The 25,588-nt window shown below is 48.6% G+C and carries 25 protein-coding genes, 11 tRNA genes and 1 pseudogene; 15 read left to right on the top strand and 22 right to left on the bottom strand.

What is annotated here, in order from left to right; all coding sequences use genetic code 11:
* Positions 1 to 593: 593 nt before the first annotated feature.
* On the top strand, positions 594 to 1,067 hold the full coding sequence (locus tag PRUB_RS18205; RefSeq protein ID WP_010386987.1) for an Rsd/AlgQ family anti-sigma factor: 474 nt from the start codon (positions 594 to 596) through the stop codon (positions 1,065 to 1,067).
* Between the two features lie 107 nt (positions 1,068 to 1,174).
* On the opposite strand, the gene fkpA is transcribed toward PRUB_RS18205, so the two are convergent.
* On the bottom strand, positions 1,175 to 1,951 hold the full coding sequence (gene fkpA / locus PRUB_RS18200) for an FKBP-type peptidyl-prolyl cis-trans isomerase (protein ID WP_010386988.1): 777 nt from the start codon (positions 1,949 to 1,951) through the stop codon (positions 1,175 to 1,177).
* A 268-nt stretch (positions 1,952 to 2,219) separates the two neighbouring features.
* Here fkpA and PRUB_RS18195 point away from each other — a divergent pair, with 268 nt between their 5' ends.
* The gene (locus PRUB_RS18195; RefSeq protein WP_010386990.1) at positions 2,220 to 3,212 is read left to right on the top strand and encodes a WD40 repeat domain-containing protein; all 993 of its coding nucleotides are present in this window, start codon (positions 2,220 to 2,222) and stop codon (positions 3,210 to 3,212) included.
* A 2-nt stretch (positions 3,213 to 3,214) separates the two neighbouring features.
* Positions 3,215 to 3,427, top strand: a complete 213-nt coding sequence (locus tag PRUB_RS18190) for a SlyX family protein (RefSeq protein ID WP_010386991.1) — start codon at positions 3,215 to 3,217, stop codon at positions 3,425 to 3,427.
* 33 nt (positions 3,428 to 3,460) lie between these two features.
* Here PRUB_RS18190 and PRUB_RS18185 read toward each other — a convergent pair whose 3' ends face one another.
* Positions 3,461 to 3,661 (bottom strand): YheV family putative zinc ribbon protein, encoded by a 201-nt coding sequence (locus PRUB_RS18185; RefSeq protein ID WP_010386993.1) that lies wholly within the window; start codon positions 3,659 to 3,661, stop codon positions 3,461 to 3,463.
* Between the two features lie 172 nt (positions 3,662 to 3,833).
* Between PRUB_RS18185 and PRUB_RS18180 the strand changes: the two genes are divergently transcribed.
* The 9 genes and pseudogenes from PRUB_RS18180 to PRUB_RS18150 all read left to right on the top strand — a co-directional run bounded on the left by PRUB_RS18180 (position 3,834) and on the right by PRUB_RS18150 (position 11,149).
* On the top strand, positions 3,834 to 5,756 hold the full coding sequence (locus PRUB_RS18180; RefSeq protein ID WP_010386994.1) for an ATP-binding cassette domain-containing protein: 1,923 nt from the start codon (positions 3,834 to 3,836) through the stop codon (positions 5,754 to 5,756).
* Positions 5,750 to 6,193, top strand: a complete 444-nt coding sequence (locus PRUB_RS18175) for a TIGR02444 family protein (RefSeq protein WP_010386995.1) — start codon at positions 5,750 to 5,752, stop codon at positions 6,191 to 6,193. Before PRUB_RS18180 ends, PRUB_RS18175 begins: the two co-directional genes overlap by 7 nt.
* A gap of 118 nt (positions 6,194 to 6,311) precedes the next feature.
* Positions 6,312 to 6,452 (top strand): DUF3149 domain-containing protein, encoded by a 141-nt coding sequence (locus PRUB_RS26490; RefSeq protein WP_010386996.1) that lies wholly within the window; start codon positions 6,312 to 6,314, stop codon positions 6,450 to 6,452.
* A 141-nt stretch (positions 6,453 to 6,593) separates the two neighbouring features.
* Positions 6,594 to 7,463: pseudogene (locus PRUB_RS18170) on the top strand (ATP-binding cassette domain-containing protein); the annotation flags it as partial.
* Positions 7,457 to 7,900, top strand: coding sequence for a TIGR02444 family protein (locus PRUB_RS18165; protein WP_010386995.1), 444 nt, complete (start codon positions 7,457 to 7,459; stop codon positions 7,898 to 7,900). The pseudogene PRUB_RS18170 and the gene PRUB_RS18165, both read left to right, overlap by 7 nt.
* Before the next feature lie 118 nt (positions 7,901 to 8,018).
* Positions 8,019 to 8,159 carry a DUF3149 domain-containing protein gene (locus PRUB_RS26485; protein ID WP_010386996.1) on the top strand — a complete coding sequence of 47 codons (141 nt, stop codon included), beginning with the start codon at positions 8,019 to 8,021 and terminating at the stop codon, positions 8,157 to 8,159.
* 464 nt (positions 8,160 to 8,623) lie between these two features.
* Positions 8,624 to 9,613 (top strand): hydrolase, encoded by a 990-nt coding sequence (locus PRUB_RS18160; protein ID WP_010386997.1) that lies wholly within the window; start codon positions 8,624 to 8,626, stop codon positions 9,611 to 9,613.
* Between the two features lie 7 nt (positions 9,614 to 9,620).
* Positions 9,621 to 9,866 (top strand): YheU family protein, encoded by a 246-nt coding sequence (locus tag PRUB_RS18155; protein WP_010386998.1) that lies wholly within the window; start codon positions 9,621 to 9,623, stop codon positions 9,864 to 9,866.
* Between the two features lie 98 nt (positions 9,867 to 9,964).
* Positions 9,965 to 11,149: a dipeptidase gene (locus PRUB_RS18150; protein ID WP_010386999.1), complete on the top strand. Its 1,185-nt coding sequence runs from the start codon at positions 9,965 to 9,967 to the stop codon at positions 11,147 to 11,149.
* 336 nt (positions 11,150 to 11,485) lie between these two features.
* Here PRUB_RS18150 and PRUB_RS18145 read toward each other — a convergent pair.
* The 13 genes from PRUB_RS18145 to nudE all read right to left on the bottom strand — a co-directional run bounded on the left by PRUB_RS18145 (position 11,486) and on the right by nudE (position 14,980).
* A tRNA-Met gene (locus PRUB_RS18145) sits at positions 11,486 to 11,562 on the bottom strand.
* 54 nt (positions 11,563 to 11,616) lie between these two features.
* A tRNA-Met gene (locus tag PRUB_RS18140) sits at positions 11,617 to 11,693 on the bottom strand.
* A 54-nt stretch (positions 11,694 to 11,747) separates the two neighbouring features.
* Positions 11,748 to 11,824: transfer RNA gene (locus PRUB_RS18135), tRNA-Met, on the bottom strand.
* A 54-nt stretch (positions 11,825 to 11,878) separates the two neighbouring features.
* Positions 11,879 to 11,955: transfer RNA gene (locus PRUB_RS18130), tRNA-Met, on the bottom strand.
* A 54-nt stretch (positions 11,956 to 12,009) separates the two neighbouring features.
* Positions 12,010 to 12,086 (bottom strand) — tRNA-Met (locus tag PRUB_RS18125).
* Between the two features lie 54 nt (positions 12,087 to 12,140).
* Positions 12,141 to 12,217, bottom strand: a tRNA-Met gene (locus PRUB_RS18120).
* A gap of 184 nt (positions 12,218 to 12,401) precedes the next feature.
* A tRNA-Met gene (locus PRUB_RS18115) sits at positions 12,402 to 12,478 on the bottom strand.
* 119 nt (positions 12,479 to 12,597) lie between these two features.
* Positions 12,598 to 12,674 (bottom strand) — tRNA-Met (locus tag PRUB_RS18110).
* A gap of 249 nt (positions 12,675 to 12,923) precedes the next feature.
* Positions 12,924 to 13,000, bottom strand: a tRNA-Met gene (locus PRUB_RS18105).
* A gap of 119 nt (positions 13,001 to 13,119) precedes the next feature.
* Positions 13,120 to 13,196 (bottom strand) — tRNA-Met (locus tag PRUB_RS26700).
* Positions 13,197 to 13,315: 119 nt separating this feature from the next.
* A tRNA-Met gene (locus tag PRUB_RS26840) sits at positions 13,316 to 13,392 on the bottom strand.
* Positions 13,393 to 13,619: 227 nt separating this feature from the next.
* Positions 13,620 to 14,417 carry a 3'(2'),5'-bisphosphate nucleotidase CysQ gene (gene cysQ, locus PRUB_RS18090; protein ID WP_010387000.1) on the bottom strand — a complete coding sequence of 266 codons (798 nt, stop codon included), beginning with the start codon at positions 14,415 to 14,417 and terminating at the stop codon, positions 13,620 to 13,622.
* Positions 14,417 to 14,980: an ADP compounds hydrolase NudE gene (gene nudE, locus PRUB_RS18085; protein WP_010387001.1), complete on the bottom strand. Its 564-nt coding sequence runs from the start codon at positions 14,978 to 14,980 to the stop codon at positions 14,417 to 14,419. Before nudE ends, cysQ begins: the two co-directional genes overlap by 1 nt.
* A gap of 61 nt (positions 14,981 to 15,041) precedes the next feature.
* Here nudE and yrfG point away from each other — a divergent pair, with 61 nt between their 5' ends.
* Positions 15,042 to 15,698, top strand: a complete 657-nt coding sequence (gene yrfG, locus PRUB_RS18080) for a GMP/IMP nucleotidase (RefSeq protein WP_010387003.1) — start codon at positions 15,042 to 15,044, stop codon at positions 15,696 to 15,698.
* Here the strand turns inward: yrfG and PRUB_RS18075 are convergent, their stop codons facing one another.
* Positions 15,699 to 16,319, bottom strand: a complete 621-nt coding sequence (locus tag PRUB_RS18075) for a dUTP diphosphatase (protein WP_010387004.1) — start codon at positions 16,317 to 16,319, stop codon at positions 15,699 to 15,701. It lies immediately after the preceding gene.
* A gap of 130 nt (positions 16,320 to 16,449) precedes the next feature.
* On the opposite strand from PRUB_RS18075, the gene PRUB_RS18070 reads away from it, so the two are divergent.
* Complete coding sequence (locus tag PRUB_RS18070) at positions 16,450 to 17,091, top strand: peroxiredoxin-like family protein (protein WP_010387005.1); 642 nt, start codon at positions 16,450 to 16,452, stop codon at positions 17,089 to 17,091.
* A gap of 28 nt (positions 17,092 to 17,119) precedes the next feature.
* Here PRUB_RS18070 and PRUB_RS18065 read toward each other — a convergent pair whose 3' ends face one another.
* From PRUB_RS18065 to PRUB_RS18055, 3 genes are all read right to left on the bottom strand, one after another.
* Positions 17,120 to 19,456: a fatty acid cis/trans isomerase gene (locus tag PRUB_RS18065; protein ID WP_010387006.1), complete on the bottom strand. Its 2,337-nt coding sequence runs from the start codon at positions 19,454 to 19,456 to the stop codon at positions 17,120 to 17,122.
* Positions 19,456 to 19,827 (bottom strand): hypothetical protein, encoded by a 372-nt coding sequence (locus tag PRUB_RS18060; RefSeq protein ID WP_010387007.1) that lies wholly within the window; start codon positions 19,825 to 19,827, stop codon positions 19,456 to 19,458. The genes PRUB_RS18065 and PRUB_RS18060 overlap by 1 nt, the downstream gene beginning before the upstream one ends.
* Before the next feature lie 77 nt (positions 19,828 to 19,904).
* The gene (locus tag PRUB_RS18055; protein WP_010387008.1) at positions 19,905 to 20,570 is read right to left on the bottom strand and encodes an SDR family oxidoreductase; all 666 of its coding nucleotides are present in this window, start codon (positions 20,568 to 20,570) and stop codon (positions 19,905 to 19,907) included.
* 126 nt (positions 20,571 to 20,696) lie between these two features.
* Between PRUB_RS18055 and PRUB_RS18050 the strand changes: the two genes are divergently transcribed.
* The gene (locus PRUB_RS18050) at positions 20,697 to 21,443 is read left to right on the top strand and encodes a type 2 periplasmic-binding domain-containing protein (protein WP_010387009.1); all 747 of its coding nucleotides are present in this window, start codon (positions 20,697 to 20,699) and stop codon (positions 21,441 to 21,443) included.
* A gap of 12 nt (positions 21,444 to 21,455) precedes the next feature.
* Here PRUB_RS18050 and PRUB_RS18045 read toward each other — a convergent pair whose 3' ends face one another.
* The 3 genes from PRUB_RS18045 to PRUB_RS18035 all read right to left on the bottom strand — a co-directional run bounded on the left by PRUB_RS18045 (position 21,456) and on the right by PRUB_RS18035 (position 24,498).
* Positions 21,456 to 22,259 (bottom strand): VOC family protein, encoded by an 804-nt coding sequence (locus tag PRUB_RS18045; RefSeq protein ID WP_010387010.1) that lies wholly within the window; start codon positions 22,257 to 22,259, stop codon positions 21,456 to 21,458.
* Positions 22,260 to 22,342: 83 nt separating this feature from the next.
* Complete coding sequence (locus PRUB_RS18040) at positions 22,343 to 24,124, bottom strand: lipoprotein N-acyltransferase Lnb domain-containing protein (RefSeq protein ID WP_010387011.1); 1,782 nt, start codon at positions 24,122 to 24,124, stop codon at positions 22,343 to 22,345.
* Positions 24,125 to 24,138: 14 nt separating this feature from the next.
* Positions 24,139 to 24,498 carry a hypothetical protein gene (locus PRUB_RS18035; RefSeq protein ID WP_010387012.1) on the bottom strand — a complete coding sequence of 120 codons (360 nt, stop codon included), beginning with the start codon at positions 24,496 to 24,498 and terminating at the stop codon, positions 24,139 to 24,141.
* Between the last annotated feature and the right edge of the window lie 1,090 nt (positions 24,499 to 25,588).

The following is a 25,588-nucleotide window of genomic DNA, read 5'->3' as shown; positions in this document are numbered from 1 at the left end:
ACTTCAATACGTCACTATTGAAACAGCACGCAAATTCCCACCAGCATGATCTGGATTAACCCTCCCATCCCAACCTGGTCATTTTTCACTCAAACAGCACAAAATTAAAACCCTTTTACTTCAACGTATTACAAACCAGATTAAAAACACCCGATTAAACTGTTTGCAACAAGGGTAAAAGCTTGCTATAAATTTGCTGCGCTAAGAAGAATAAAAACACCTTTAAAACCAATAAAAATAAAGCTCTATTGCTAAACTGCATTGATAGCCGCTCAGGAATACCCCCTGAAGCGGCTTTTTTGTTTAACTAATTTTCAACATTTCAAGCAACCCCATCCTGCTGCTTATACAATCCGCTCGTAAACAAGAGTTATTCCCGCACCTACATCAGAAACACACCCTGTTATTTGCTCACTTGGTTAAAAAAGAGGTTGACCTTTTCATCAGATTTCCTTTTTATAGGAGACAGATAAACATAATCGGCATCACCGCTTTTTGGTGGTCACTATTAAGTTTTGACCCCGTATTGGGTCACACTGTGCCGATGTTTTTGGCAAGCCACGGGCAGATGATGACCCGCTAAGGAGATAACTATGCTGTCACGCTTAGAACAAGCCCAACAAAGGTGGGGAGGTAGCCATAGCGTTATCGACAACTGGTTAGCTGAAAGACAGGAGCTGTTGCTGCTGTATTGTAAGGTTGCAGGCCTGTCTCCGTTTGAGCAGGATGACCGAGCACTGCCTGATCAGTTACAAATTCAGACTTTTTGTCAGATCCTGATGGATTACCTGTCTGCCGGACACTTTGAGATTTACGACAACCTAGTCGCAGCGTGCAAAGAAAAGGGCCCACAAAGCCTGAAACTGGCGCAGTCATTGTACCCTCGTATCACTGACACGACCGATCTGGCGCTGGACTTTAACGACAAGTACGCAGAAATGCAGTCCGAAACACTGATGTCAGACTTTGACAAAGACCTGTCTGAGCTCGGTGAAGCCCTTGAATTACGCTTTGCACTCGAAGATGAGCTCATCGATAACCTCTATGCCAATCACAGCGAAGATTAATATCAGCTGTGCTTGACCTCGAAAATTGATATAAAAAAAGGACCTGACGGTCCTTTTTTTATATCTGCTTTCAGTTGCCTCACCTTTAGATGAGGCATCAGCAGGCATTACTCTGAGTCGTGCGCGTGATCGTGGCCGTGCTCTTTCTCTTCCTGGATTTCCAGCAGCTCTACTTCGAAAACCAAGGTTGAGTTAGCAGGGATTTTACCCAGGTTGCGCTCACCGTAGCCCAGCTCTGAAGGAATAGTGAACTTGTACTTAGAGCCAACCGCCATCAGCTGCAGACCTTCAGTCCAACCCGCGATAACCTGGTTCAGTGGGAAAGTAGCAGGCTGGTTACGTGCATAAGAGCTGTCGAACTCAGAACCGTCAAGCAAAGTACCTTTGTAGTGTACTTTCACGATGTCAGTTGCAACTGGCTTTTTACCTTCACCTTCGCTCAGTACTTCATACTGTAGACCCGAGTCAGTGACGTTTACGCCATCTTTCTTCGCGTTTTCAGCCAGGTACTCAGCACCTTCAACTTTGTTCTTCTCAGCATCAGCTTGCGCTTTCGCCGCTTGCTTTTCACGTACAGAAGAATCCAATGCAGTCAGTACTTCACGAATTTTCGCTTCGTCCAGTTTTGCATTACCATCTAGTGCGTCTTTAAAGCCGCGCATGATCAGTGCCTGATCCAGTTCAATACCCAGCTCTTTTTTATCTGCCATATCTTTTTGCAGGAAGTTACCAACGGATGCACCGATACCATAAGCTTGCTGTTGAACTTCAGTCTCCAGCTTTACTTCTGCAACTTGCGCTGTTTTTTCTTCTGCTTTTTGGTTACAAGCGGCCAGTGCCAGAACCGAGGCAGCCACTAAAGATAACTTAATTGTGTGTTTCATGTTTTCTCTCCGACAAACCCAGGCTCAGAGTCAAATATCACTATCCTGGTTGGGTGTCTTTGTTAAAATTATATTAATCTTAAAAAAGGGTGGATGTCACATTACCATCCGTAGCGCATAAAGCCAAATTTCTCTTTTTGACGCAAAATTCATTTCGAGATCGGCGACATTGATGTACCGATAGGCTAATATCAGTTTTGTGGCCTCTACAAATTACCCATTAGTCTACTCGGTGCAAATCATGGAGTTAAGAGGAAATACCGATTTTATGCCCAAATTTTTACGGCACAACGCTCAAACTGCTTTAATTATCATCGCATCCCTGTTATCTGGTTGTTCAACAGACAGCTCAGATGCATTGCTGACCGTTGAACATGCCGCGCGTGGTGCATTTGCCGCGGCTATTTCACACGATGGGCGTTACAGTTTAGTGTCATCCATCGAACACGGTGTGGTTTTATGGGATAACACCACCCATGGTTTAAAATATCAGTGGTCCCAGTCCCAGCAAGCGGATGAACTGGTGCACTCTCTGGCCATTGCCCATGATAACTCCAGCGCCGTCACCGCAGCCAACGACCGCTTTGCTATCTGGCGCTTGTCAGATGGACAAAATATTGGCTATTACCAGATTGAACAAGGCACCATTCGCGACATCGCAATCAGCAATGCAGGCCGCTATGTCTTATATGGACGCAGCGACAATGTGGTTGTGCATCTCGACTTAGAAAGCGGCAGGCGCATAGAGTTCCTTGGCCACCAAGAAAAAATTAACAGTATTGCCTTATCACCCAATGGCCACTTTGCGCTAACCGGCGCAAATGATTACAGCGCCTACTTTTGGGATACCCGGACCGGCCAGGTTATTCATAGGTTCAATCACCCCAGCCGGGTCACTAAAGTCGCCCTGGACCCCCAGGGACGCTACGCGTTCACGGCAGACAGTATGAAAAAGGCCAGCATCTGGCAACTCACATCAGGTGAAATCAAAGCGCAATTACAGTATATTGCGCGGCAGAAAATATTCAGTGCCGTGCGCTTTAATCAGGATGGGCAGTTCATTGCAACAGGCTCGCCAAACAGACAACTGACCTTGTGGCAGGTTGATAGTGGCGAAAAGCTGGCGACCTGGCGCGTCAAACCACGTGAGGGAAGCCGACCTAAGTCTGCTGTTGTCTTTGATGTGGCGTTTACCGGAGATGATGAAACCCTGCTGACAGAGAGCTCCAGCGGCCTGTTAGAACAATTTGCAAGAGAGTAACCATGACAGACCTCGAAGATCGCATTAACGAACTGGAAGCCAAAGTGGCGTTTCAGGACGAAACCATAGAGATTTTAAACAACGAACTGAGTGCGCATCAGGCACGTCTGGCAATCATGCAGCGGCAGATTGAGTTACTGGCAGAAAAAATCAAAGAAGGTAAAGATCCAGGCATGATGCCCCAGCATCAGGAGCCGCCTCCACCACATTATTGACCCGGCTACGGAGCCAAGCCATTTGTGCTCCGATTATTCTGGCCTGAATACCCCGATAACCTGCTCAAACTGGCGTGTTGAGGCCTGAACAGCTTCTTTCGGCTGTGTCATGATATGACCACACTTCACACATTCCACCTTTTCCACGTCATGCTCTTTGTACAACATCATGACGTCAGCTTCGTGACACTCAGGACAAGATGCCCCTGCAATAAAGCGTTTTTTCTTTCTCACCTTTAGTTACCTCAGGTTAGCTGATCCGTAAACGGTTCAGTTGACGATTCATATCACGGGCTGCGCGCCCTGGCCGGCTATTTTAACCTATATTCTCTGTGGTTGATACGCTTGGAGTGTCCGCAGGGATCCGTGTTATGATGGGCGCATTAGTAAACAGTGATGTAACGGTATGATCCAGCTTTCGAATATTGAACTTATGCGCGGTGGTAAAACGCTGCTTAAAAATGCCAGCGCCACCTTATTTCCACAGCACAAAGTGGGCCTGGTCGGCGCCAATGGGTGTGGCAAATCCTCCTTGTTTGCGTTGCTCAAATCAGAATTACATCTGGATGCGGGCGAGCTGCAAATTCCGAAAGACTGGTCCATTGCATCCGTAAAGCAGGAAACGCCCGCGCTGGCTGTCAGTGCGCTGGAATACGTGCTACAGGGTCACCCCGAATATTATGCGCTGCGCAGTGCACTGCACAGCGCCGAGGCGTCAGGCGACGGTGCCGAGCAGGCTCGTCTGCATCAGCAGATAGAAGTAGTTGGCGGCTACTCAATAGAAGCCAAAGCCGGGGAACTATTACATGGTCTGGGTTTTAGCAATGCACAACTAAGCGACGCGGTCAGTGCCTTTTCTGGTGGCTGGCGAATGCGGCTGAACCTCGCCCAGGCATTGATCCGCGATGCCGACCTGTTACTGCTGGATGAACCGACCAACCACCTTGACCTCGATGCGGTATACTGGCTCGAACGTTTCTTAAAAGCCTATCAGGGCACCCTGGTCCTGATCTCACACGACCGGGAGTTTCTCGATGCGGTGGTCGATCAAATCTGGCATGTAGATCAACAGCAGCTCAACGTTTATAAAGGCCACTACTCCCAGTTTGAACGCCAAAAGGCCGAGCGCATGGCGCAGCAACAGGCGTTATACGAAAAACAACAAGCCACCATTGCCCACCTGGAACAATTTATCACCCGGTTTAAAGCCAAAGCGAGTAAAGCCAAACAAGCTCAAAGTCGGGTTAAGGCCCTGGAGCGCATGGAAAAGCTGGCGCCCGCCCATGCTGATTCACCGTTTAGCTTTGAGTTCAGCAACCCTGACAGCATGCCTAACCCGCTGATGACATTAGATCAAGCCCAGGCCGGATATGGTGAGGTGACTATCTTACACAAGATTAAACTCAATCTGGTGCCGGGTAGCCGTATCGCCCTGCTGGGCCGCAATGGTGCAGGTAAGTCTACGTTGATTAAACTGCTTGCCGGTGAACTATCACCGCAAGCGGGAGAGGTTTTTCAGCATCAGGGGCTGAAGATTGGCTATTTCGCCCAGCATCAATTGGAATCGCTGGATCTCAGTGCCAGTGCGGTTACTCACATACAGCGTCTCGACCCACAAGCCAGTGAGCAGTCACTACGCGATTTTCTGGGTGGCTTCGCCTTTAACGGCGACAAAGCCCTGGAGCCGGTCAAACCTTTCTCTGGAGGCGAAAAAGCGCGCCTGGTGCTCGCCATGCTGGTGTATCAAAAACCGAACCTGTTACTGCTGGATGAGCCCACTAACCACCTGGATCTCGAAATGCGTCATGCGCTGGTGATGGCATTGCAAGGCTTTGAAGGGGCTATGGTCACCGTATCGCACGATCGCCATATGCTTAAACACACCGCGGATGAGTATTACCTGGTCGATCAGGGTGAAGTGAGCGCCTTTGGTTATGACTTAGATGCCTATTACCAGTGGCTACTTAACGCCAATAAAGAAGCCGCGCGCAAAGACAGCAACGAAGACAAAGCCCACTCAAGTGTTAATCGAAAAGAACAGAAGCGTCTGGAAGCGGAATTCCGCAAGGCCGTACAACCTCTGAAAAAATCGATCGACAAACTGGAGAAAGAGCTCGATAAACTCAGCGCTGCACTTGGGGAAGTTGAAACGGCATTGTCTGATAACGACCTTTACTCCGAACAAAATAAAGGGAAGCTCAGTGAGTTGCTGGCTCAACAAGCTAAACTCACACCGCAGTTAAACGATACCGAAGAGGCGCTGCTTATGGCTCTGGAGGAGCTCGAAGAAAAACAGACCCATTTCGAGCAAAGTGGCGAGATATGCTAGACGCTGCAGATTTCTGGACTTTTGCCTGCGCGCACTATGCGCGTGCAGGCATGCAGGATGCCCTGCTCGCACTGCAAGATAACGAACACAAAAACATCAATCTGATTTTACTGTTGATGTACCTCGACGCACGTGACCTGTCACTTAATGTAACGCAAGTTCAGGCATTGCACGGGCTGTGTGATACATTTGACCGCACCGTCTTGCATCCCCAGCGTCAAATACGCCGCATATTGAAACAGCAGCATCAGCACTATAAGGCGTATGATGAGCTGCGCCAGCATATGCTCAATGCTGAACTAGCCCAGGAAAAGTACCAGCAAGCTATGCTTATTGACTACCTCAATCAACAAGCCCCCCAACAAAACCCGCACCCAGATAACCTGGCACACTACCTGACTCCCACCCAAAGGCTCACTATCCCCGCAAAAACATGATCGGGATCAAGCAATTTACCGAGTTCTGAATAGGGCCCCGGGAAACTTGATCTTGATCATATCTGCGCTGTGCATGCTCGACTAAGATTACTCCATCGACAAATCAGGAGGCACAGACATGAACGTATTCTTCAGAGACTTTTTTACTGACCCAGTGTTATTTCTCTCTTTCGGCATCTTGGGCGTGGTAATCGTACTGTGTTGTTTCTACGTCTACTACTTCATCAAGAAAGTGCAAGAAGCAGAAGTACCTGAGTAAATCGTCGACACTCTTTTATGTTATTCGAAACATGTTGTTGAAACGTTAAGCAATTAGTTCCCGTTCTAGAATTAAGCACGACGCACAAAGCACCTTATCAGCCCAGCTGATCGGGTGCTTTTTATTATACCAATTTCACTTAATACCTGTTCAAAACTGCTTGCCGGTGAACTATCACCGCAAGCGGGAGAGGTTTTTCAGCATCAGGGGCTGAAGATTGGCTATTTCGCCCAGCATCAATTGGAATCGCTGGATCTCAGTGCCAGTGCGGTTACTCACATACAGCGTCTCGACCCACAAGCCAGTGAGCAGTCACTACGCGATTTTCTGGGTGGCTTCGCCTTTAACGGCGACAAAGCCCTGGAGCCGGTCAAACCTTTCTCTGGAGGCGAAAAAGCGCGCCTGGTGCTCGCCATGCTGGTGTATCAAAAACCGAACCTGTTACTGCTGGATGAGCCCACTAACCACCTGGATCTCGAAATGCGTCATGCGCTGGTGATGGCATTGCAAGGCTTTGAAGGGGCTATGGTCACCGTATCGCACGATCGCCATATGCTTAAACACACCGCGGATGAGTATTACCTGGTCGATCAGGGTGAAGTGAGCGCCTTTGGTTATGACTTAGATGCCTATTACCAGTGGCTACTTAACGCCAATAAAGAAGCCGCGCGCAAAGACAGCAACGAAGACAAAGCCCACTCAAGTGTTAATCGAAAAGAACAGAAGCGTCTGGAAGCGGAATTCCGCAAGGCCGTACAACCTCTGAAAAAATCGATCGACAAACTGGAGAAAGAGCTCGATAAACTCAGCGCTGCACTTGGGGAAGTTGAAACGGCATTGTCTGATAACGACCTTTACTCCGAACAAAATAAAGGGAAGCTCAGTGAGTTGCTGGCTCAACAAGCTAAACTCACACCGCAGTTAAACGATACCGAAGAGGCGCTGCTTATGGCTCTGGAGGAGCTCGAAGAAAAACAGACCCATTTCGAGCAAAGTGGCGAGATATGCTAGACGCTGCAGATTTCTGGACTTTTGCCTGCGCGCACTATGCGCGTGCAGGCATGCAGGATGCCCTGCTCGCACTGCAAGATAACGAACACAAAAACATCAATCTGATTTTACTGTTGATGTACCTCGACGCACGTGACCTGTCACTTAATGTAACGCAAGTTCAGGCATTGCACGGGCTGTGTGATACATTTGACCGCACCGTCTTGCATCCCCAGCGTCAAATACGCCGCATATTGAAACAGCAGCATCAGCACTATAAGGCGTATGATGAGCTGCGCCAGCATATGCTCAATGCTGAACTAGCCCAGGAAAAGTACCAGCAAGCTATGCTTATTGACTACCTCAATCAACAAGCCCCCCAACAAAACCCGCACCCAGATAACCTGGCACACTACCTGACTCCCACCCAAAGGCTCACTATCCCCGCAAAAACATGATCGGGATCAAGCAATTTACCGAGTTCTGAATAGGGCCCCGGGAAACTTGATCTTGATCATATCTGCGCTGTGCATGCTCGACTAAGATTACTCCATCGACAAATCAGGAGGCACAGACATGAACGTATTCTTCAGAGACTTTTTTACTGACCCAGTGTTATTTCTCTCTTTCGGCATCTTGGGCGTGGTAATCGTACTGTGTTGTTTCTACGTCTACTACTTCATCAAGAAAGTGCAAGAAGCAGAAGTACCTGAGTAAATCGTCGACACTCTTTTATGTTATTCGAAACATGTTGTTGAAACGTTAAGCAATTAGTTCCCGTTCTAGAATTAAGCACGACGCACAAAGCACCTTATCAGCCCAGCTGATCGGGTGCTTTTTATTATACCAATTTCACTTAATACCTGTTCAATTTGAAGGAGCAAATAGGACGCTAACGGCGTTAAAAATTTCTCATTTAGAACCTTATACCTTAGACATAGGTTCACAAATTTTTGTCTGGTTATCGACCCTATTTTCTCGCCTCAAAATAGAACACTTAATTAAGCAAATTGGTATTACCCGAACATTCTTTTGGTTATTTCCCGCAGTTTGATACACTGATGGCATTTTCAGGCTCATCATCCCCCGCTTTTTGATTGGCGTCACACGATGCGATTGCTCTTTTGGGTGCATACATGAGCCTCACCGTCGCAGAGGTATTTACAGGAAATACAAACCACATGTTAAAGCCGTCAGAGTTAACCTTTCAACCCGCCTGGTGGATGCGCAACCGTCATCTGCAAACCATTTTGCCCCGTCTGTTCAGGCCAACCCTGAAAGCCGATGTGCGCTACGAGCATCTCGAGACACCCGATGATGACTTTCTAGAACTGGCCTGGGCGAATAAGGGGAATCAACAAGCTCCGCTGGTTGTCGTGCTGCATGGACTTGAAGGTAACATCAATAGTTTTTATGCCAAAGGGCTGCTGCGCGCACTCACCACTGCCGGATTGGACGCCGTACTGATGCACTTTCGCAACTGCTCACGTCAGGTGAACCGTCAGCCCCGGGCCTACCACAGCGGTGAAACCGGCGATCTGGCTTTTTTACTGCAAACCCTGAAACAACGCTTTGTTGATCGTCCCTTGTACGCAGTGGGATTCTCACTGGGCGGCAATGTACTGGCCAAATATCTTGGGGAGCAAGGTCATGACAGCCAGCTGGATGGGGCCGCTGTGATCTCTGCACCCTACCACTTGTCTTCTTCCTGCCAGGTGATCCGTAAGAGCTGTTTTAAACTGTATCAAAAGTACCTGCTTGATCGCATGAAGCGCTCCTTCTCACGTAAATTTGATCAAATAGAAGGGGCACTCCAGATCGGCCGCGATGAGATTCAACAGATCCGTGATCTATGGCAGTTTGATGAGCGGATCACCGCACCATTACATGGTTTTAAGGGCGCAGAAGATTACTACGCCAAAGCCAGTGCGCAACCCTATCTGAAGCAGATCGCCACCCCAACTCTGCTGATCCATGCCGCCGATGATCCCATGCTGTCGACCCGCGCGATCCCCACTCAGACTCAGATCAGCGATCAGGTTACGCTGGCAGTGTCACCACAAGGGGGACATGTCGGCTTTATTGCCGGGCGCAATCCTTTCAAGCCCGTTTTCTGGCTTGAGCAAATTGTCCCCGCTTATTTACACTCACTACTAAATCATCGAGTTTAAAGACATTATGATCATTCCATATCAGCAACTGGACCCCGCCACGCTAAGCAATCTGATTGAGCATTATGTGCTGCGTGAAGGCACCGACTATGGTGACAGTGAAATCAGCACAGAGCGCAAGGTCGAGCAGGTTCATGCTCAGCTTAAGTCAGGAGAAGCCTTGCTGGTTTATTCCGAATTGCATGAGTCCGTCAATATTGTCTCAAAAGCCCAATTTCAGACGATGCAGACCGAGGAATACAACTACGACTAATTTCGGTCAGTCCCACGGGCTAACCGACAGAATGGATTGTAGATAAACGCCAACTTGCTACAATCGACACACACTACAAAGAATAACAAGGTCAATCCATGAAGTTACCCGCTACACTCTGCGCCCTGGCTTTAAGCCTGTCGAATGCCTACGCCAGCGACATTAAGGTATCTGAGCGCGCCCACCGCATCGCTCAGCAGAACCTGCTGATAGACACTCACATCGACGTCCCATATCGTATCAAAGAGCACTGGGAAGATGTCACTAAGGCCACGAAAGGCGGCGACTTTGATTATCCCCGTGCCGTGCAGGGCGGCCTGAACGCCCCCTTTATGTCGATATATATTCCTGCGAATCTGGAGTTTGAAGGCAAAGGTAAAAGCTACCAACTGGCGAACCAGCTAATAGATGGCATGGAAGCGCTGGCGCAGCGTGCACCAGATAAATTTGCTATGGCCTACAATACCAAAGATATCCTTCGTCAATTTCGTGAAAAGAAAATCTCGGTTGCAATGGGCATGGAGAACGGCTCCCCCATTGAAGGTGATATAAATAACCTGAAGCACTTCTTTGACAGAGGCGTTCGCTATATCACTCTGGCTCACTCACAAAGCAACCACATTTCTGACTCGTCATACGACATTCGCCGTAAATGGAAGGGCCTGAGCCCATTTGGTAAAGAGCTTGTCGTGGAAATGAATAAGATTGGCATGCTGATCGATGTCTCACATATTTCTGATGCGGCCTTCTATCAAGTGATGGAGTTGTCTAAAGTCCCAGTGATTGCATCGCATTCCTCATTGCGTAAATACACACCAGGATTTGAGCGCAATATGGATGACGATATGCTCAAAGCCCTGAAAAAGAATGGCGGCGTCATTCAAATTAACTTTGGTTCAAGCTTTGTCACAGCCAGCTCGCGCAGTTGGTACGATCAACGTAATGAAGCGGAAGCGCAAGCAACCAGTCAGGGTAAAAGTAAAACCGATTTCAGAGCGGCATATCGTGCGAAAAACCCGTTCCCGTACGCCACTTTGGAGCAAGTACTCGATCACATTGATCATGTCGTAGAGCTCATTGGTATCGACCATGTAGGAATTGGCTCCGATTATGACGGTGTGGGTGATTCACTGCCTATCGGATTAAAAGACGTCTCTACTTATCCTAATCTGGTACAGGGCCTGTTGGATCGCAACTACACCGAAGGACAGATCAAAAAAATACTGGGTGGCAACACCCTGCGCGTATGGCGTCATGCAGAAGAATACGCAAAACAGTTTTAACCTGCTGTGAGAAGTGGCCCTGCCACTTCTCCTTCTTCCTGCCAAGCTCGATTTCCTTCCCTATATCAACGGCCTTTTTGCACTGTCCCAACTCAGAACAGCGCTGTATTCGACCAATCCTAATTGACGGACAAACAGCCTGATGAAACCAGACAGAGAAACACTAAAGTAAAACTAATAATGCGAGAAAACATCTTGATGATTAGTGTAACGGAAAAACGTAAACGGATAGCTTGGAGTAAAGCACCGAAAAGTTACTGAAACGAGAAATTGGGTTGATAATGCAGTGAAATATGAGAAGTCAACCGATGACCTTCGGCGTTACCACTTAGGAAGTGGTTGCGGGAGCCGGATTTGAACCGACGACCTTCGGGTTATGAGCCCGACGAGCTACCAGGCTGCTCCATCCCGCGCCTGTATGTTCAACGTTTTACTTCTGTTGAGAGAAGTAGTAACCACTCAGAAAGTGGTTGCGGGAGCCGGATTTGAACCGACGACCTTCGGGTTATGAGCCCGACGAGCTACCAGGCTGCTCCATCCCGCGCCTGTATGTTCAACGTTTTACTTCTGTTGAGAGAAGTAGTAACCACTCAGAAAGTGGTTGCGGGAGCCGGATTTGAACCGACGACCTTCGGGTTATGAGCCCGACGAGCTACCAGGCTGCTCCATCCCGCGCCTGTATGTTCAACGTTTTACTTCTGTTGAGAGAAGTAGTAACCACTCAGAAAGTGGTTGCGGGAGCCGGATTTGAACCGACGACCTTCGGGTTATGAGCCCGACGAGCTACCAGGCTGCTCCATCCCGCGCCTGTATGTTCAACGTTTTACTTCTGTTGAGAGAAGTAGTAACCACTCAGAAAGTGGTTGCGGGAGCCGGATTTGAACCGACGACCTTCGGGTTATGAGCCCGACGAGCTACCAGGCTGCTCCATCCCGCGCCTGTATGTTCAACGTTTTACTTCTGTTGAGAGAAGTAGTAACCACTCAGAAAGTGGTTGCGGGAGCCGGATTTGAACCGACGACCTTCGGGTTATGAGCCCGACGAGCTACCAGGCTGCTCCATCCCGCGCCTGTATGTTCAACGTTTTACTTCTGTTGAGAGAAGTAGTAACCACTCAGAAAGTGGTTGCGAGAGCCCTCGATTTATGAAGAGCGAACCGACGACCTTCGGCGTTACCACTTAGAAAGTGGTTTCGGGAGCCCTTGATTTATGAAGAGCGAACCGACGACCTTCGGCGTTACCACTCAGAAAGTGGTTGCGGGAGCCGGATTTGAACCGACGACCTTCGGGTTATGAGCCCGACGAGCTACCAGGCTGCTCCATCCCGCGCCTGTATGTTCAACGTTTTACTTCTGTTGAGAGAAGTAGTAACCACTCAGAAAGTGGTTTCGGGAGCCCTTGATTTATGAAGAGCGAGCCGACGACCTTCGGCGTTACCACTTAGGAAGTGGTTGCGGGAGCCGGATTTGAACCGACGACCTTCGGGTTATGAGCCCGACGAGCTACCAGGCTGCTCCATCCCGCGCCTGTATGTTCAACGTTTTACTTCTGTTGAGAGAAGTAGTAACCACTCAGAAAGTGGTTTCGGGAGCCCTTGATTTATTAAGAGCGAACCGACGACCTTCGGCGTTACCACTTAGAAAGTGGTTTCGGGAGCCCTTGATTTATTAAGAGCGAACCGACGACCTTCGGCGTTACCACTTAGAAAGTGGTTTCGGGAGCCCTTGATTTATTAAGAGCGAACCGACGACCTTCGGCGTTACCACTCAGAAAGTGGTTGCGGGAGCCGGATTTGAACCGACGACCTTCGGGTTATGAGCCCGACGAGCTACCAGGCTGCTCCATCCCGCGCCTGTATGTTCAACGTTTTACTTCTGTTGAGAGAAGTAGTAACCACTCAGAAAGTGGTTTCGGGAGCCCTTGATTTATTAAGAGCGAACCGACGACCTTCGGCGTTACCACTCAGAAAGTGGTTGCGGGAGCCGGATTTGAACCGACGACCTTCGGGTTATGAGCCCGACGAGCTACCAGGCTGCTCCATCCCGCGCCTGTATGTTCAACGTTTTACTTCTGTTGAGAGAAGTAGTAACCACTCAGAAAGTGGTTTCGGGAGCCCTTGATTTATTAAGAGCGAACCGACGACCTTCGGCGTTACCACTCAGAAAGTGGTTGCGGGAGCCGGATTTGAACCGACGACCTTCGGGTTATGAGCCCGACGAGCTACCAGGCTGCTCCATCCCGCGCCTGTATTTTCAACGTTTTACTTCCGTTGAGAGAAGCACTTAAACAGTATTTTATGAGGCTTAATTTGCCCTAACTCTTTAAGAGGTCGCTATAATATAGAATTGATTTAATATTGCAAGGTATTAATCGAGAAAAGGGCACCAACCGCTCAAAAAGCAGTCAAACCACTCTATTTTAACGCCCGAATATGACATTTATTGTCTTAGCGGCCAAAACGACCGCCAGGCTATTGCTCTCTCTGATGCGGATTAATCAGCTTCTGAAACTGCCAGTCGGGATGACCCATCACAATGAAATCGGGATTTTCTGTACTTTCTCTTTGATTGTATGTCAGCGGGTTAAATTCAGCATCCGTGATACAACCTCCAGCTTCTTCAACAATCACCTGTGATGCCCCCGTGTCCCATTCACCGGTCGGCCCAACCCGTAAAAAACAGTCAGCCTTTCCTTCAGCCACGATGCACGCCTTAAGCGAACAAGACCCCAGTGCCACCGTATCAAACTGGCTGTTTAAATACTGACTTACAGCCTCAATTTTTTGTCTGCGGCTCACAGCCAGAGTCAGGGTACTTTTTGGGGCAACAGAAATCGGCTCATCGCGTCCAGCAATACGCTTAAACGCACCACCCTGATGAGTAGCAAAATAGGTCACGTCTTTTGCCGGCCAATGGATCACACCAAGTACAGGCTGGTTATTTTCAATCAACGCGATGTTGACAGCAAAATCGCCACTTTCAAGAATGAACTCACCGGTACCGTCCATAGGATCCAGCAGCCAGTAACGTTGCCAGTGTTGTCGATTTTCCAGCGGGGGGATCGGAGTCTCTTCAGACATGATCGGTACATCCGGGGCCAGGGCTTGCAGCCCCGCGGTCAGCACTTCATTCGAAGCCAGATCAGCCGCCGTTACCGGTGTATGATCCGACTTTTCCCGCGCACCTATGTCGTCTTGCTGATAGATGGCCATGATCGCTTGTCCTGCCTGTTCGGCAAGGGTAATACAGGGCTCTAAAAATGACTGCATTAAGCCTCCGTTGTCAGGTACTGTTGTAGCAACAACAACGCGGCGACACTGCGGGCTTCAGTAAAGTCGGGCTGGCTCAGTAACCCTTGCCATTGCGCCATGGGCCACTTTACCACCACCAGCGGTTCAGGTTCATCACCGGCCAATTGCTCCGGATATAAATCCTGGGCCACTAAAATATGCATTCTGGCGTTAAAGTAGCTGGGTGCCAGTGATAAAGTTTTCAAATCACAAAATTGGTGAGCGCCAAAGCCAACTTCTTCTTTTAACTCACGGTTTCCCGCTTCAATGGGGGTTTCCCCCGGATCAATCAGCCCTTTTGGAAAGCCAAGCTGATAATCATGTGTCCCCGCGCAATATTCTCTCACTAATAGTAGCTCATTTTCGGCTGATATGGGCACTATCATTACAGCGCCCCGGCCGCCGCCACGAACACGTTCATACTCGCGGTGCTCACCATTGGAAAATGACAGCGACAGTGACTCAACGGTAAAGAGCTTACTTTTTGCGACAACCTCAGAGGCTATTATCTCAGGGGGAATTGGGTGCTTTTTCTGTGACATAGAGATTATTTTGCTATCATGGCGATTAACCTCATCATAAAGCCTTTACAGGTAAATGCCTATGTTAAATTGGTCAAAGATCGATACTGTGTTGTTGGATATGGACGGCACATTACTCGACCTGCATTTTGATAATCACTTTTGGCTGGACGTGATCCCAAAAGCCCATGCCGTTAAGCAAGGCCTGACACTGGAGCAAGCCCGGGCTGATATCCTCGCGCGCTACGAAGCCGTCATGGGGCAAATTGAATGGTATTGCCTGGATTACTGGCAACAACAGCTCCAATTACCCATTATGGAGCTCAAGCGCGAGATCCAGCACCTGATTTCTGTTCGCGAAGATGTGCCGGCATTTTTGCAAGCATTAAAAGCAGCCGGAAAAGAGTTGATTTTACTCACCAATGCGCACCCGGATAGCTTAAGCCTTAAAGTAGAAAGAACGCAGTTTGACCAATACCTGGATAAGTTGATCTCAACGCACAGCTATGGGGTGAGTAAGGAAAGCCAACAGCTATGGCAACAGGTTCAGGCTGATCTGGGGTTTGATAAAAGCCGCACCTTATTTGTCGATGACAGCCTGGCGGTGTTGGCCGCCGCCAGAGAATATGGCATCGGGCATTTGCTGGCCATCGCGAACCCGGATAGCCAGCAACCTCATAACGACATCACTGATTACCCGGCCATTTGCGACTACCGCACGTTACTACCGCTCAGCTGATCAGCCAGGGTAGCGTGCTTGCAAGCCCTGATATACCTGCTTAGCAAAGTCTGGATGTTCTGTATCCAGGCTTTTCACCACTTCAACCAGGTGCTCATTATCTTCTTTGCCATGCCACTCTTTGATGTAGCTGCCATCTTTGTATCCGTGATCCTGGCGGAAGAAGTTCAGGGTGTTTTTACCCACATATCCTCGATATAGATCGTCGATGCTCATACCAATCTGCTGCATACACCCAGCAAAAGCGGCGGCATTAAAAGTTTTATCGGCCACAGCCGATGCAGCAAGTACTTCCAGCGTTGCCTTAAAATCTTCGGCATATAAAGGCTGAGACAACTCACTATCCAACTGTGCTGCCAGTGCCTCATAAGTCGTTTCACCGTCAATGCGCAGTGACAGACCAAAGTGGAAAATATCGACCAACTCCAGGATCACTTGCTCAGTATCCGGGGTTTGTTTTTTCCACCACTTCCAGCCATAGTGGTCCAACATTTCTGCACACTCAACCCAGATGGCACGGTACCACTCAAACCCCTGGCTGAACCATTGCTCATGCACTTTGGTATTCATGGCGTTTTGCATCTCTAGCATCACAACCAGCTTTGCACTATTTGCAGACATATTTGGCTCTCACTCTCACAATTCAGTCAAAGCGCTATGATACCCACACAGTGGTGCAAATGCCACGATGAAAGCTTTTTTGCTCTGCCCCGTTCTATTAGGAGTCATAAATACATTTTTGAGGTTTTACATGCGATCCATACTTCTTGCGATAACACTCTCAGTCTCGCAACTACTGTCTTTTTCTTTGTCAGCTGCGCAAGCCACTAACATCAGTGATCACCCGGAGCAGGTCTCCCCCTTACTTCCTGGGCTCACAGCCCCTGCTTTAACGTTGCAGGATAACAACGCCAAAGCCATCGATTTAGGCAAGTTATATCAGGACAAAACCACCGTTTTGGTAGTGTACCGTGGTGGCTGGTGCCCATATTGCTCTCGCCAGTTGGCTGGGCTGCAGAAAATTGAAAAGCAGATTGTTGAGCTGGATGCACAGATAGTTGCAGTTTCACCCGACAGCCCAGAAGCATTGAGCAAAAGTACCATCAGTTCACCCAATTACCGGTTACTCTCGGATAACCAGCTTGCTCTAACTCAGGCACTGGGACTGGCATATTACCTCGATGACAAAACGGCTAAAGCCTATCGCGATCGCATGGGTGTACAGTTTGTCGACCTGGATGGCAAAAACCGAGTGGCGCTGCCAGTGCCAGCTGTCTTTGTCATTGATAAAGCGGGCCTGGTACAGTTTCAGTATGCCAACCCCAATTACAAAGTACGTCTGGAAGAAAGTGTGCTGCTGGCAGCGGTCCGTGCCGCCAGTAATCTGAAATAGCCACAAGCGGGTCTGAGCCCGCTGTTAGTTACCTATTTTCCAATCGGTTGTAGTCAAACAATCCGTACTCCACACCCCGCACGTCACGGGCAACACGGTGCAACAGGTCACTGTATTGCCAAAACTGCGGGTGTGTTCTGCGGATCCCAAATGTGGCTTTTAGCATCCGGTAATCCGACTCGCTACGTACTTCGACCAGCTGTTGCACAAAAGCGTCTATATGCGCCTGATTCGGCAGGTGCCAGATGGCTTCCGGGTAGTCGCCGATAAACCCAGGCACTACTGTCGCGGTGTCTTCCTCGTACGCTCGCTGACCTTCCTCGTTCAGCAGGCTCGAAATATTAAAGTGTGCATTATGATGGATCAGGGTATAAGGCTGATGCTCGCCTTTGTCATCAACAGCCAAAATAAACGACACCTGAGGCAGCTGATTAATCGCGCGTACAGGCAATGTATTGAGTGGCTGCAATGCTGACGGAACAGTGGTGTAATCATAAGCGTCATTCAGTATCGGCTTCAGGTGCGCTTTTAACATGGCATACAGCTCTGCCTGCGGGTCGTTGCTGTGATAGTGGATCCCTGATGGTGTCCCCAGCAATGACTTACGATTAATGAACTCACTGAGGCTAAGATGAGATTTGCGATACCAGTGCTGTTTAATCGCCTGGCGATGACTGAGCGGCAGCAAATTCAGAAAGTTCTGCTCACCTTCGAGACGCAGAAAATCCATATATAAACGGGTCACCAGCTGATGGCCAATATTCCCATACACATCAAAGCCAGCGACCAGTAAATAATGGATCCGCTCAAACAACGCATAATCCAGCACCCAGGTGGTTTTAGGGGCTTGTCCAATGAACCCTTTCACCACAGTGGCGCTGTCAAAGTGGCGGAAAATGGTCAATGCCGCATTCTGATTATGCCCCTCTCCTTGCCAGATCAGGTCAAGGTTGAGTTGCTTGCCATCGGCAAATACCTGATTAGACAAGGCCGTTTTCGCTTCCAGATAATCATGCTGGCGCTTGGCATATTTCGCCCAGCTGGATAATGGCAAAACATTACTCTGCTCTGCCGCCGGTAAGATCAGATCATCATCATGACGGGTCAGCAGTTGTGCCACAGCCGGCGAGGCATTTTTATCCGGGTCCACAAAAGCCACCCAGAAGTGGTCGTTGATCACGTTCAGGGCAATCTGACCCCGACACACCGGGCCTTTGATAAAGCCTTTGACGATCAATTCCGCTTCATCGAGCATAAACTGATACCGTGACTTCACGGGGATCGCCGCAAACACTTTAAAAGGGTTCGCTGCCAGTTTAGGCGCGTAGCCCGGTAACTGCGACACCTGATAATCACTGTGAATAAACTGCGTCTGCAACCGCGCCAGTTTGTCGTCATTCAATGCCAGCGGCATATGCGTTTTAGACAAGATAGTGCTGCGCACCTGCATCAAGCGATAATAAACCCGTGCAACTTTGGGATCATCAAATGGCCTGACCGTCGCAATCAGTTCGATGGGCTCTCCCGGCGGCGTTTTAGAACGTACTAGCTTAAAAAAGGCGTCGCCATCCAGGTGGTCAAAATAAGCATTCGCCAGATACCAGTGCTCATAGATGTATCGGGCGGCAAGGCGAGACTTATTGTCATCCTGATTTAAGAAGCTTTCCCACTTTGCAACGGCCAGTTGCTCATCCGCATTGGGTGGGGCTATCTGACTCATTGGTGAGCCTTGCTTAATCCATTGTGTGAGTTGTGCGAATTCACTGTTCGTTAGTGCAGGCAACCCATAGGGCATCCCTGCATGCGGCTGCTCTTTGGCATAGTCCGGGTATTCATCCATCGTCGGACAGGTTTGTGCTCTGTCTAATGAAAAATCATAATGCTGAGGCAGCAGCCCTTGCTGAGCAAACGGCTGAGTATGTTTGAGTAGCAAGCTGTTATACAGCACACTCGCATTGAGGTTGGCATATTCGGTTTGCACGCGCTCGTTGAGGATCGGGGTAAACCCCTTATCGCGCCATTGTGACGTAGACTGTGCATCGAACAGCAAACGGGTTGGAGACTCGGCCAGTAAGCGGGTACCATCATAAACCCGGGTTTTACTTACCCCCCGATCTATGCCTTCTGGTGAGCTCAATTTAAGCTGACAGGGCGCATCATAACAGCCATGGCACACCACACACCGGGTATCCAGGATTGGCTTAATATCGCTCAAATATGCCGCGCCATGCGGCTCTGATTGTGGTTGGATGCGCTGCTGCACCTGCTGTGGCCCAAACAAATCATCGTAATGATTCATTCCCAATGCGACACACCCACTTAAAAACGTAACTAAGCCAATCAGTATCCAGCCCGATCTGCGCATTACTCGCCCTCTTCGTCATCAAGCCCTAAATCGAATGTGGGCATCATTTCCATTGGCGGAGAAACAAACACGACCTCGCTTTCACAGCTTAAAACGGCACTCAGGACCGGACCGTGATTGAGCAACAACTGCGCCTGGTGGCCATGGCTCAATACCTCAGCCACCTGGTGTTCGATATTGCTGACCTGATAACCCTCAAGTGGAATACTCACACTTTGCTCAGGCGCAGGGTTCTGACAGAGATTGGCCAGTAAATTGGCATCCAGAATAACTTCCAGTGTCAGGTCAGGCTGCGCAATGTCGCGCTCAGCCAGGTTATCATCCAGTTTAAACAGAGGCAGGTTTAGCGGGGTGTTTTCTTGAAGTTCCATGAAAATTAGCTCATTTATGCAAATACCTGCCCGAAGTTTAGCACAACTTTGCCCCTTTCCGGTGCACTATCCTGCCCTTACCAGGGCAAGCGATCGCCATTGGCGTGCCAGAATCCACCACTGGTTTCCAACGTTAACTCGGCGATACGTTGAATTAGACGCTGCGCGGCGTCTGTCGCAGAAATATCACCGGCAAAATTGACCATCTGCGTTTGTACAAACCCCGGGTGAAGCAACGCCACGGCAACCCCCTGCGGCTTTAGCTCATGTGCCAGACTCACCCCAGCCGCGTTCAGAGCCGCTTTGGACATACGATAGCCAATATAAGCCCCCGAGCCGTTGTCCTCGATGGAGCCCATTCGACTGGTGATCATCGCCACTTTGCTTCCCGCAACCAGATTACGCTGTAACGCATGTGTCACGCGCACAGGGGCGACAGCATTGACCATCAACTGCTGCTCCAGCGCAGAGAAATCCATCTGTTGCAGGGTTTCATTGTGAAAAATGCCGGCATTATTAATCAATACATCAATAACCTGGTCTCCCAGCGCTGATGACAAAGTGCCAACATCTTCAGCAATACTGACATCAATGCCATCAAGGATTGTCACCCCCAGGGACTGAAGCTCATCCGACGTTCGACGTACAACTGCCGTTACCCGATCACCCGCTGCTATGTAATGCCGGCATAACTCCAGACCAATACCACGGTTGGCCCCGGTGATCACCACATGTTTTGACATATCTTTCTCCCATTTGTTTGTCTGCACTCACATTAGCATACCTGCCATTCTATAGATTGCCGTGATTACTTTCAGCCTCAGCAGGTTCTGCTACCTTTAAAGAACGCCAGTTAAGGGAGTACACTCTTGCCACGATATTTCATTCTGATCGCCCTGTTGTGGCTGCCAGCTGCGTTTGCAAACACCTACCGTGTTAATATCAGCGAGGCTTTGTCATATACACTGGGACAGCAGCAAATCACAGCGATGTTCAGCGCCATTTATGCGCCATTGGGGATCCAACCAGAGTTTGAATTTTTGCCCAGTGAGCGTGGCCTGCAATTGGTAAATGAGGGAGAACTGGATGCCGAGGCCGGACGCGTTGATTTAATCGGTGCACGCTATGCCAATTTAATTGCGGTGCCTGCGCCACTCGGTCAACTCAAATTAATGCTGCTATGTACAGATCCGAAGTACTGTGACCTGTCTTATGAAACAGACCTGGCCATCATTGCCGGTAACCTGATCACGGTTTGGTTTTGCCAGCAGCACCAGCTCAATTGCAACCGTGTTCAGAATGACATTTCTGCCTATCAGGCACTGAGCCGCGGCCGCGTCAATCGGATATTAGCCACCGATAAATACGCCTTAGGCTCTCTGTGTGAATCCGGACTCACCACGCTATATAGTAAAACGGCCTCAGAGCGTACTTTTACCATTTACCATTATGTCCATAAAAAGCATCAAGCTCTGGTGCCAAAGCTCAGTGCCCACATAAAAGCAATAAGAAAAAGCGGGCAGCTCAGGCAATATGCAGAACGACTGGAAAACGCCTTTTCCCAGTGTCAGGGGCAGCTGATCTCGTTAGACCCAAGTACAGATAGCCACACCTGAGCCGTATGTGCGTCAAGGCTCTATGTCGTGCATTTGAGATTGGATAATTGAAAAAACAGCCCCCTGAGGATCTGTGATCACGGCAAAACGGCCAACCTGAGGGATATCCGTCGGCGGCACACACACTTGCCCACCCAATGTACGAGCTTTGTCAGCCATGGTATCGCAATCCAGCACCGCAAAATAGGTCATCCAATGTGCGGGGATTTCATCTCCCCATTCTTCGCTCATCTGTAGCATGCCCGCGACAACCGTGTCGCGTGCGCTGAACAACACATAATCCATGCCTTCCATCGGCTTATCTTGCGCCTGCCAGCCCAGCAAAGCACTGTAAAACGCTCTGCTTTTTTGACTACTGCGTGTCGCCAGTTCAAACCAGTAAGGCACATTAGCTTCCAGTTCACGGTGACACCCCGGGTGCTCTTTTGCCTGCCAAAGCGCAAAATGGGCCCCCTCAGCGGGCTCCTGTAACATCACCATTCTGCCCGCTTCAGGCACATCATGCGGGCCAGCAATGATCTCAGCGCCCAGAGCCTGTGCTCTGTCTGCCATCTCATCCACATTCTCAACAGCGATATAACTCAACCACTGGCTCTGCGCACCCGCTTCTTTCTGCTGCGGCATCATCTGATACATAGCAGCAATATCATCGCCCTGCTTTTGCAGCATAGTATAGTAAGCGCCCTCTCCAATCGGTTGGTCATCAAACCCCCAATCAAAAAGTTGCGTGTAAAAGGTTTTTGCCTCTTGCCAATTGCTGGTGCATAGCTCTGCCCAACAAAACGCCCCCACCCGGTTATAAGAAACTAATGCCATAATGCACCCACTGATAAATTGTCATTCACCGATTAAGTGAAGCACTGGATGCACGATAGAGCAATAATTAAGTCACCATGCACCTAATAATGTTGAACAAATTGCACACCCAACTCATGGTTTTCATAATCACGATTACGTTCTAGTTTAAAAGACAGGTTGAACATACTGTCCTGAGTCATAAACCAGCTCAGGGAGGTATTTAAGTAATGACTGCGGCTTGACTCAGCGACAGCACCACTTGTCGCCCCCAACTCCAGCGTAAATTTACTGTCTACCAGTACATCGGCCGATAAGCCAGCCATGGCTTTGATATAGCCACGGGTATGACTGACATCCGATGTCACCCCCCCACCCAGTAACCAATAACCCAATATATCTCTGTGTAACTGATATGATTTGCCAGCAAGACCTGAGAGCTCCAGCAACGACTTTTCATCGAGCTGTTGCGTTTTTTGTGGCCGGTAACCAAAGTACACCTGTGAAGATAATTGTCCAAATGCTGGCAGAGATGCCGCTAAAGATCGGGCTTTATAAAGCGTCAGCTCATCCAGACTCAAACTTTGCGCATCAAAATCATAAGCCAAGACGGTATAACCCATTTGCAATTCTGATTCCGACAAGTACTGGCGATTATCACTTTGCAAAAAATGTCCGGCAGGTAACCAGCCTAGTTTAATTACATCATGGCCATTTCTTTGCCTCGCAAATCGCAGATCAAAAGAAGAATCTTGGGGGGCTTTAGTCGGCATTTTGTGATGCATCAGATTAAGCTGATGCTGATCGACTTCAGCCTGAAGATGCGTAACCTGCGTCTGTGCACGTTCGGAGACAGGCAGGTATTTCAGCGATCTCGTCAGGTACTCTTTCTCAAGCGGCGTTAATGACATCTGATCCAGGGCAGACAAATCATTGGCAAGCAACTGCTCCATTCTGGCCAGACTGGAGGCCGGTAGCTCATCGGACATGGCATGTACGAGCCATAAATCTGATGCATCGACATGCACTGTATCTACTTGCTGATGCGCTTTAGCTGCCTTAACAACATCCAAAGGTGATACTATGCTGCCTTTTTCATCAATAATATCGGTATTAAGCAGAGCCAATAGTTCCAGAGTCATCGTAGCGCAGTTATACGATTGAAAATAATATACTAACTCTTTGCCTTTAAGCTCCCATAAGTGTAACTGCAGTAACGATAACTTTTCAGGGTCTGCCTTTAATTTATACTGCCACAAGCTGCGCTGTTCAATATCACGATACTTCACCAAATCTTTGGCAAATGGCCGCACAGAGAAAAACCCTGGCATTCCCGTATAGGTACTTTCAACCAGTAGTTTAAATGGGTTGAATGTGGTGATTTCCGTAAAATAAGCCAAAGAATGGGCCACATCCGTCCCTTTGTGATTTTTGCCTTCAGCCTTAAAAAAGATATGTCCCATCATACTGGATGCAGACGTCACCACTTCTGATGCAAAAACCAGTGTCAGTGAATCAAAGGGAACATAATCAAGAAACTTTTGTAATTCAGGGCATTGTTGTGCCATATCGGGAGAGAGTGTGTGCCCCGTGACTTGCGATATCAGCGTCACTCGCGCGGGAAACTGGCAATAAGCAAGGTGGAGATCTTCATTCATTAACGCCAGTGTTTTATCCAGTTCAGCCTTTGCCGAGAAGCGGCCTGACTCAGCAGAAAGTACAAACTGTGGGTCCTCGATCTGAGGCATACCATTGTCATCTAGATGAAGTAACAGATGCCACTGTTTTGACTCAGCGAGACGCTCCAATGGCGCTGTGGTAAGGGCAACAGCCTGAGCAGTAAATAAAAAAAAAGCTGTTATAAAACAGCTTAATATTTGTTTCATACTTGCGCTACAGCTTAGTTATCACACTGAATTTCTACGCTGTCTGCATAATCCCACATTTTACCTGTAGAGGCATCTGTGGTTGAACCCAGCAGACCACCAATCACGATGTTACCGAAGAATGCAGGCGTGACAGATTTCTTAACTGGTGTTTCAGAAGCACAGCCCGCAGCTGTTGTTCTGATCACTTTGTCCTGACCGTCTCTTAGTACCTGAACGGCACCTGGCGTGTTTGACTGGTTACCATCAGCAGTCACTTCAACAACTTTACCTGTGTTTGTTGTTACCTGAATAGTTTGCATATCAGAAGTCATAACGCTTGCGCAGCCAGACAACATTACTAGTGCAGCAGCAGGGATAATTGAGTATTTCATTTCCATTTATCTTTATATTAAAAAAGTTACCTAAATTCTACACATAGGTACAGTTCTGTCAATGAAAATGTTCATTATACATTCAGAAAAAACGAATAATTGAACAAATATCAACCAGCCAATAATATACCTGAATGTAATACTTTTTATACCAATGAAATGAGCGTTCCGTTCGCCAAAGACTGTGAATAAAATGACTCAACTTCAGGCTAACAAAGTGTATTTATTGATTATGGGCTCGTATTATAACTATTAGTTAATCAGGTTTTCCTCTCTGTTTCCTGATTCAAAATTGTGTCCGATTATAACCATTCATTGATGCGTAAATAACAACAGCTGCAACTTTATACTACATGACAAATCACCTGCCACCATTTGACCAGATGCTTATCCCGCACTCTCCGTTCGCAAGGGCGACGAATGAACAAAGCACCGCTTCGCAGCACGAGGAGGTGAGCGCATGGACCCACATGGATGTGGGGAAGTAGAATAATGCAGGAGCAATTATCGAGATGCGCGATGGGCATCGCTACATGGGTGTACTTCCACACCGCATGTTCCATCGCCCTATTTCAGGCATTAAAAAAGGCCGCACCTTTTACAAGGAAACGACCTTTTTCACAGTGTTACTGCAATCGGTAGATTATTCTACGATTGTAGCTACAAGCACCTACATTACCCTGTGGAAGGCGCCACCTATCGTGTAAAGGGCTAATGACACAGTGCTTGCACTAGCATTTCCTTTGCGCAAGGGCGACGAATGAACGACAAAAATATCTGGAATATTTTTGAACAGCTACGCTGGCTCGAAGAGCGTAAGGCAGGAAGCCTTGAGTCACCACCGCTTCGCAGCACGAGGAGGTGAGCGCATGGACCCACATGGATGTGGGGAAGTAGAATAATGCAGGAGCAATTATCGAGATGCGCGATGGGCGTCGCTACATGGATGTACTTCCACACTGAACTATCCATTGTCATATTTCAGGCATTAAAAAAGGCAGCACCTTTTACAAGGAAGCGACCTTTTTCACAGTGTTACTGCAATCGGTAGAGTATTCTACGATTGTAGCTACAAGCACCAACATTACCC

It is taken from the genome of Pseudoalteromonas rubra (genome assembly GCF_000238295.3).
Classification (GTDB): Bacteria; Pseudomonadota; Gammaproteobacteria; order Enterobacterales; family Alteromonadaceae; genus Pseudoalteromonas; species Pseudoalteromonas rubra.
The sequence above is the reverse complement of the archived record's forward strand: the minus strand, read 5'-3'. Positions and strand labels throughout refer to the sequence as shown.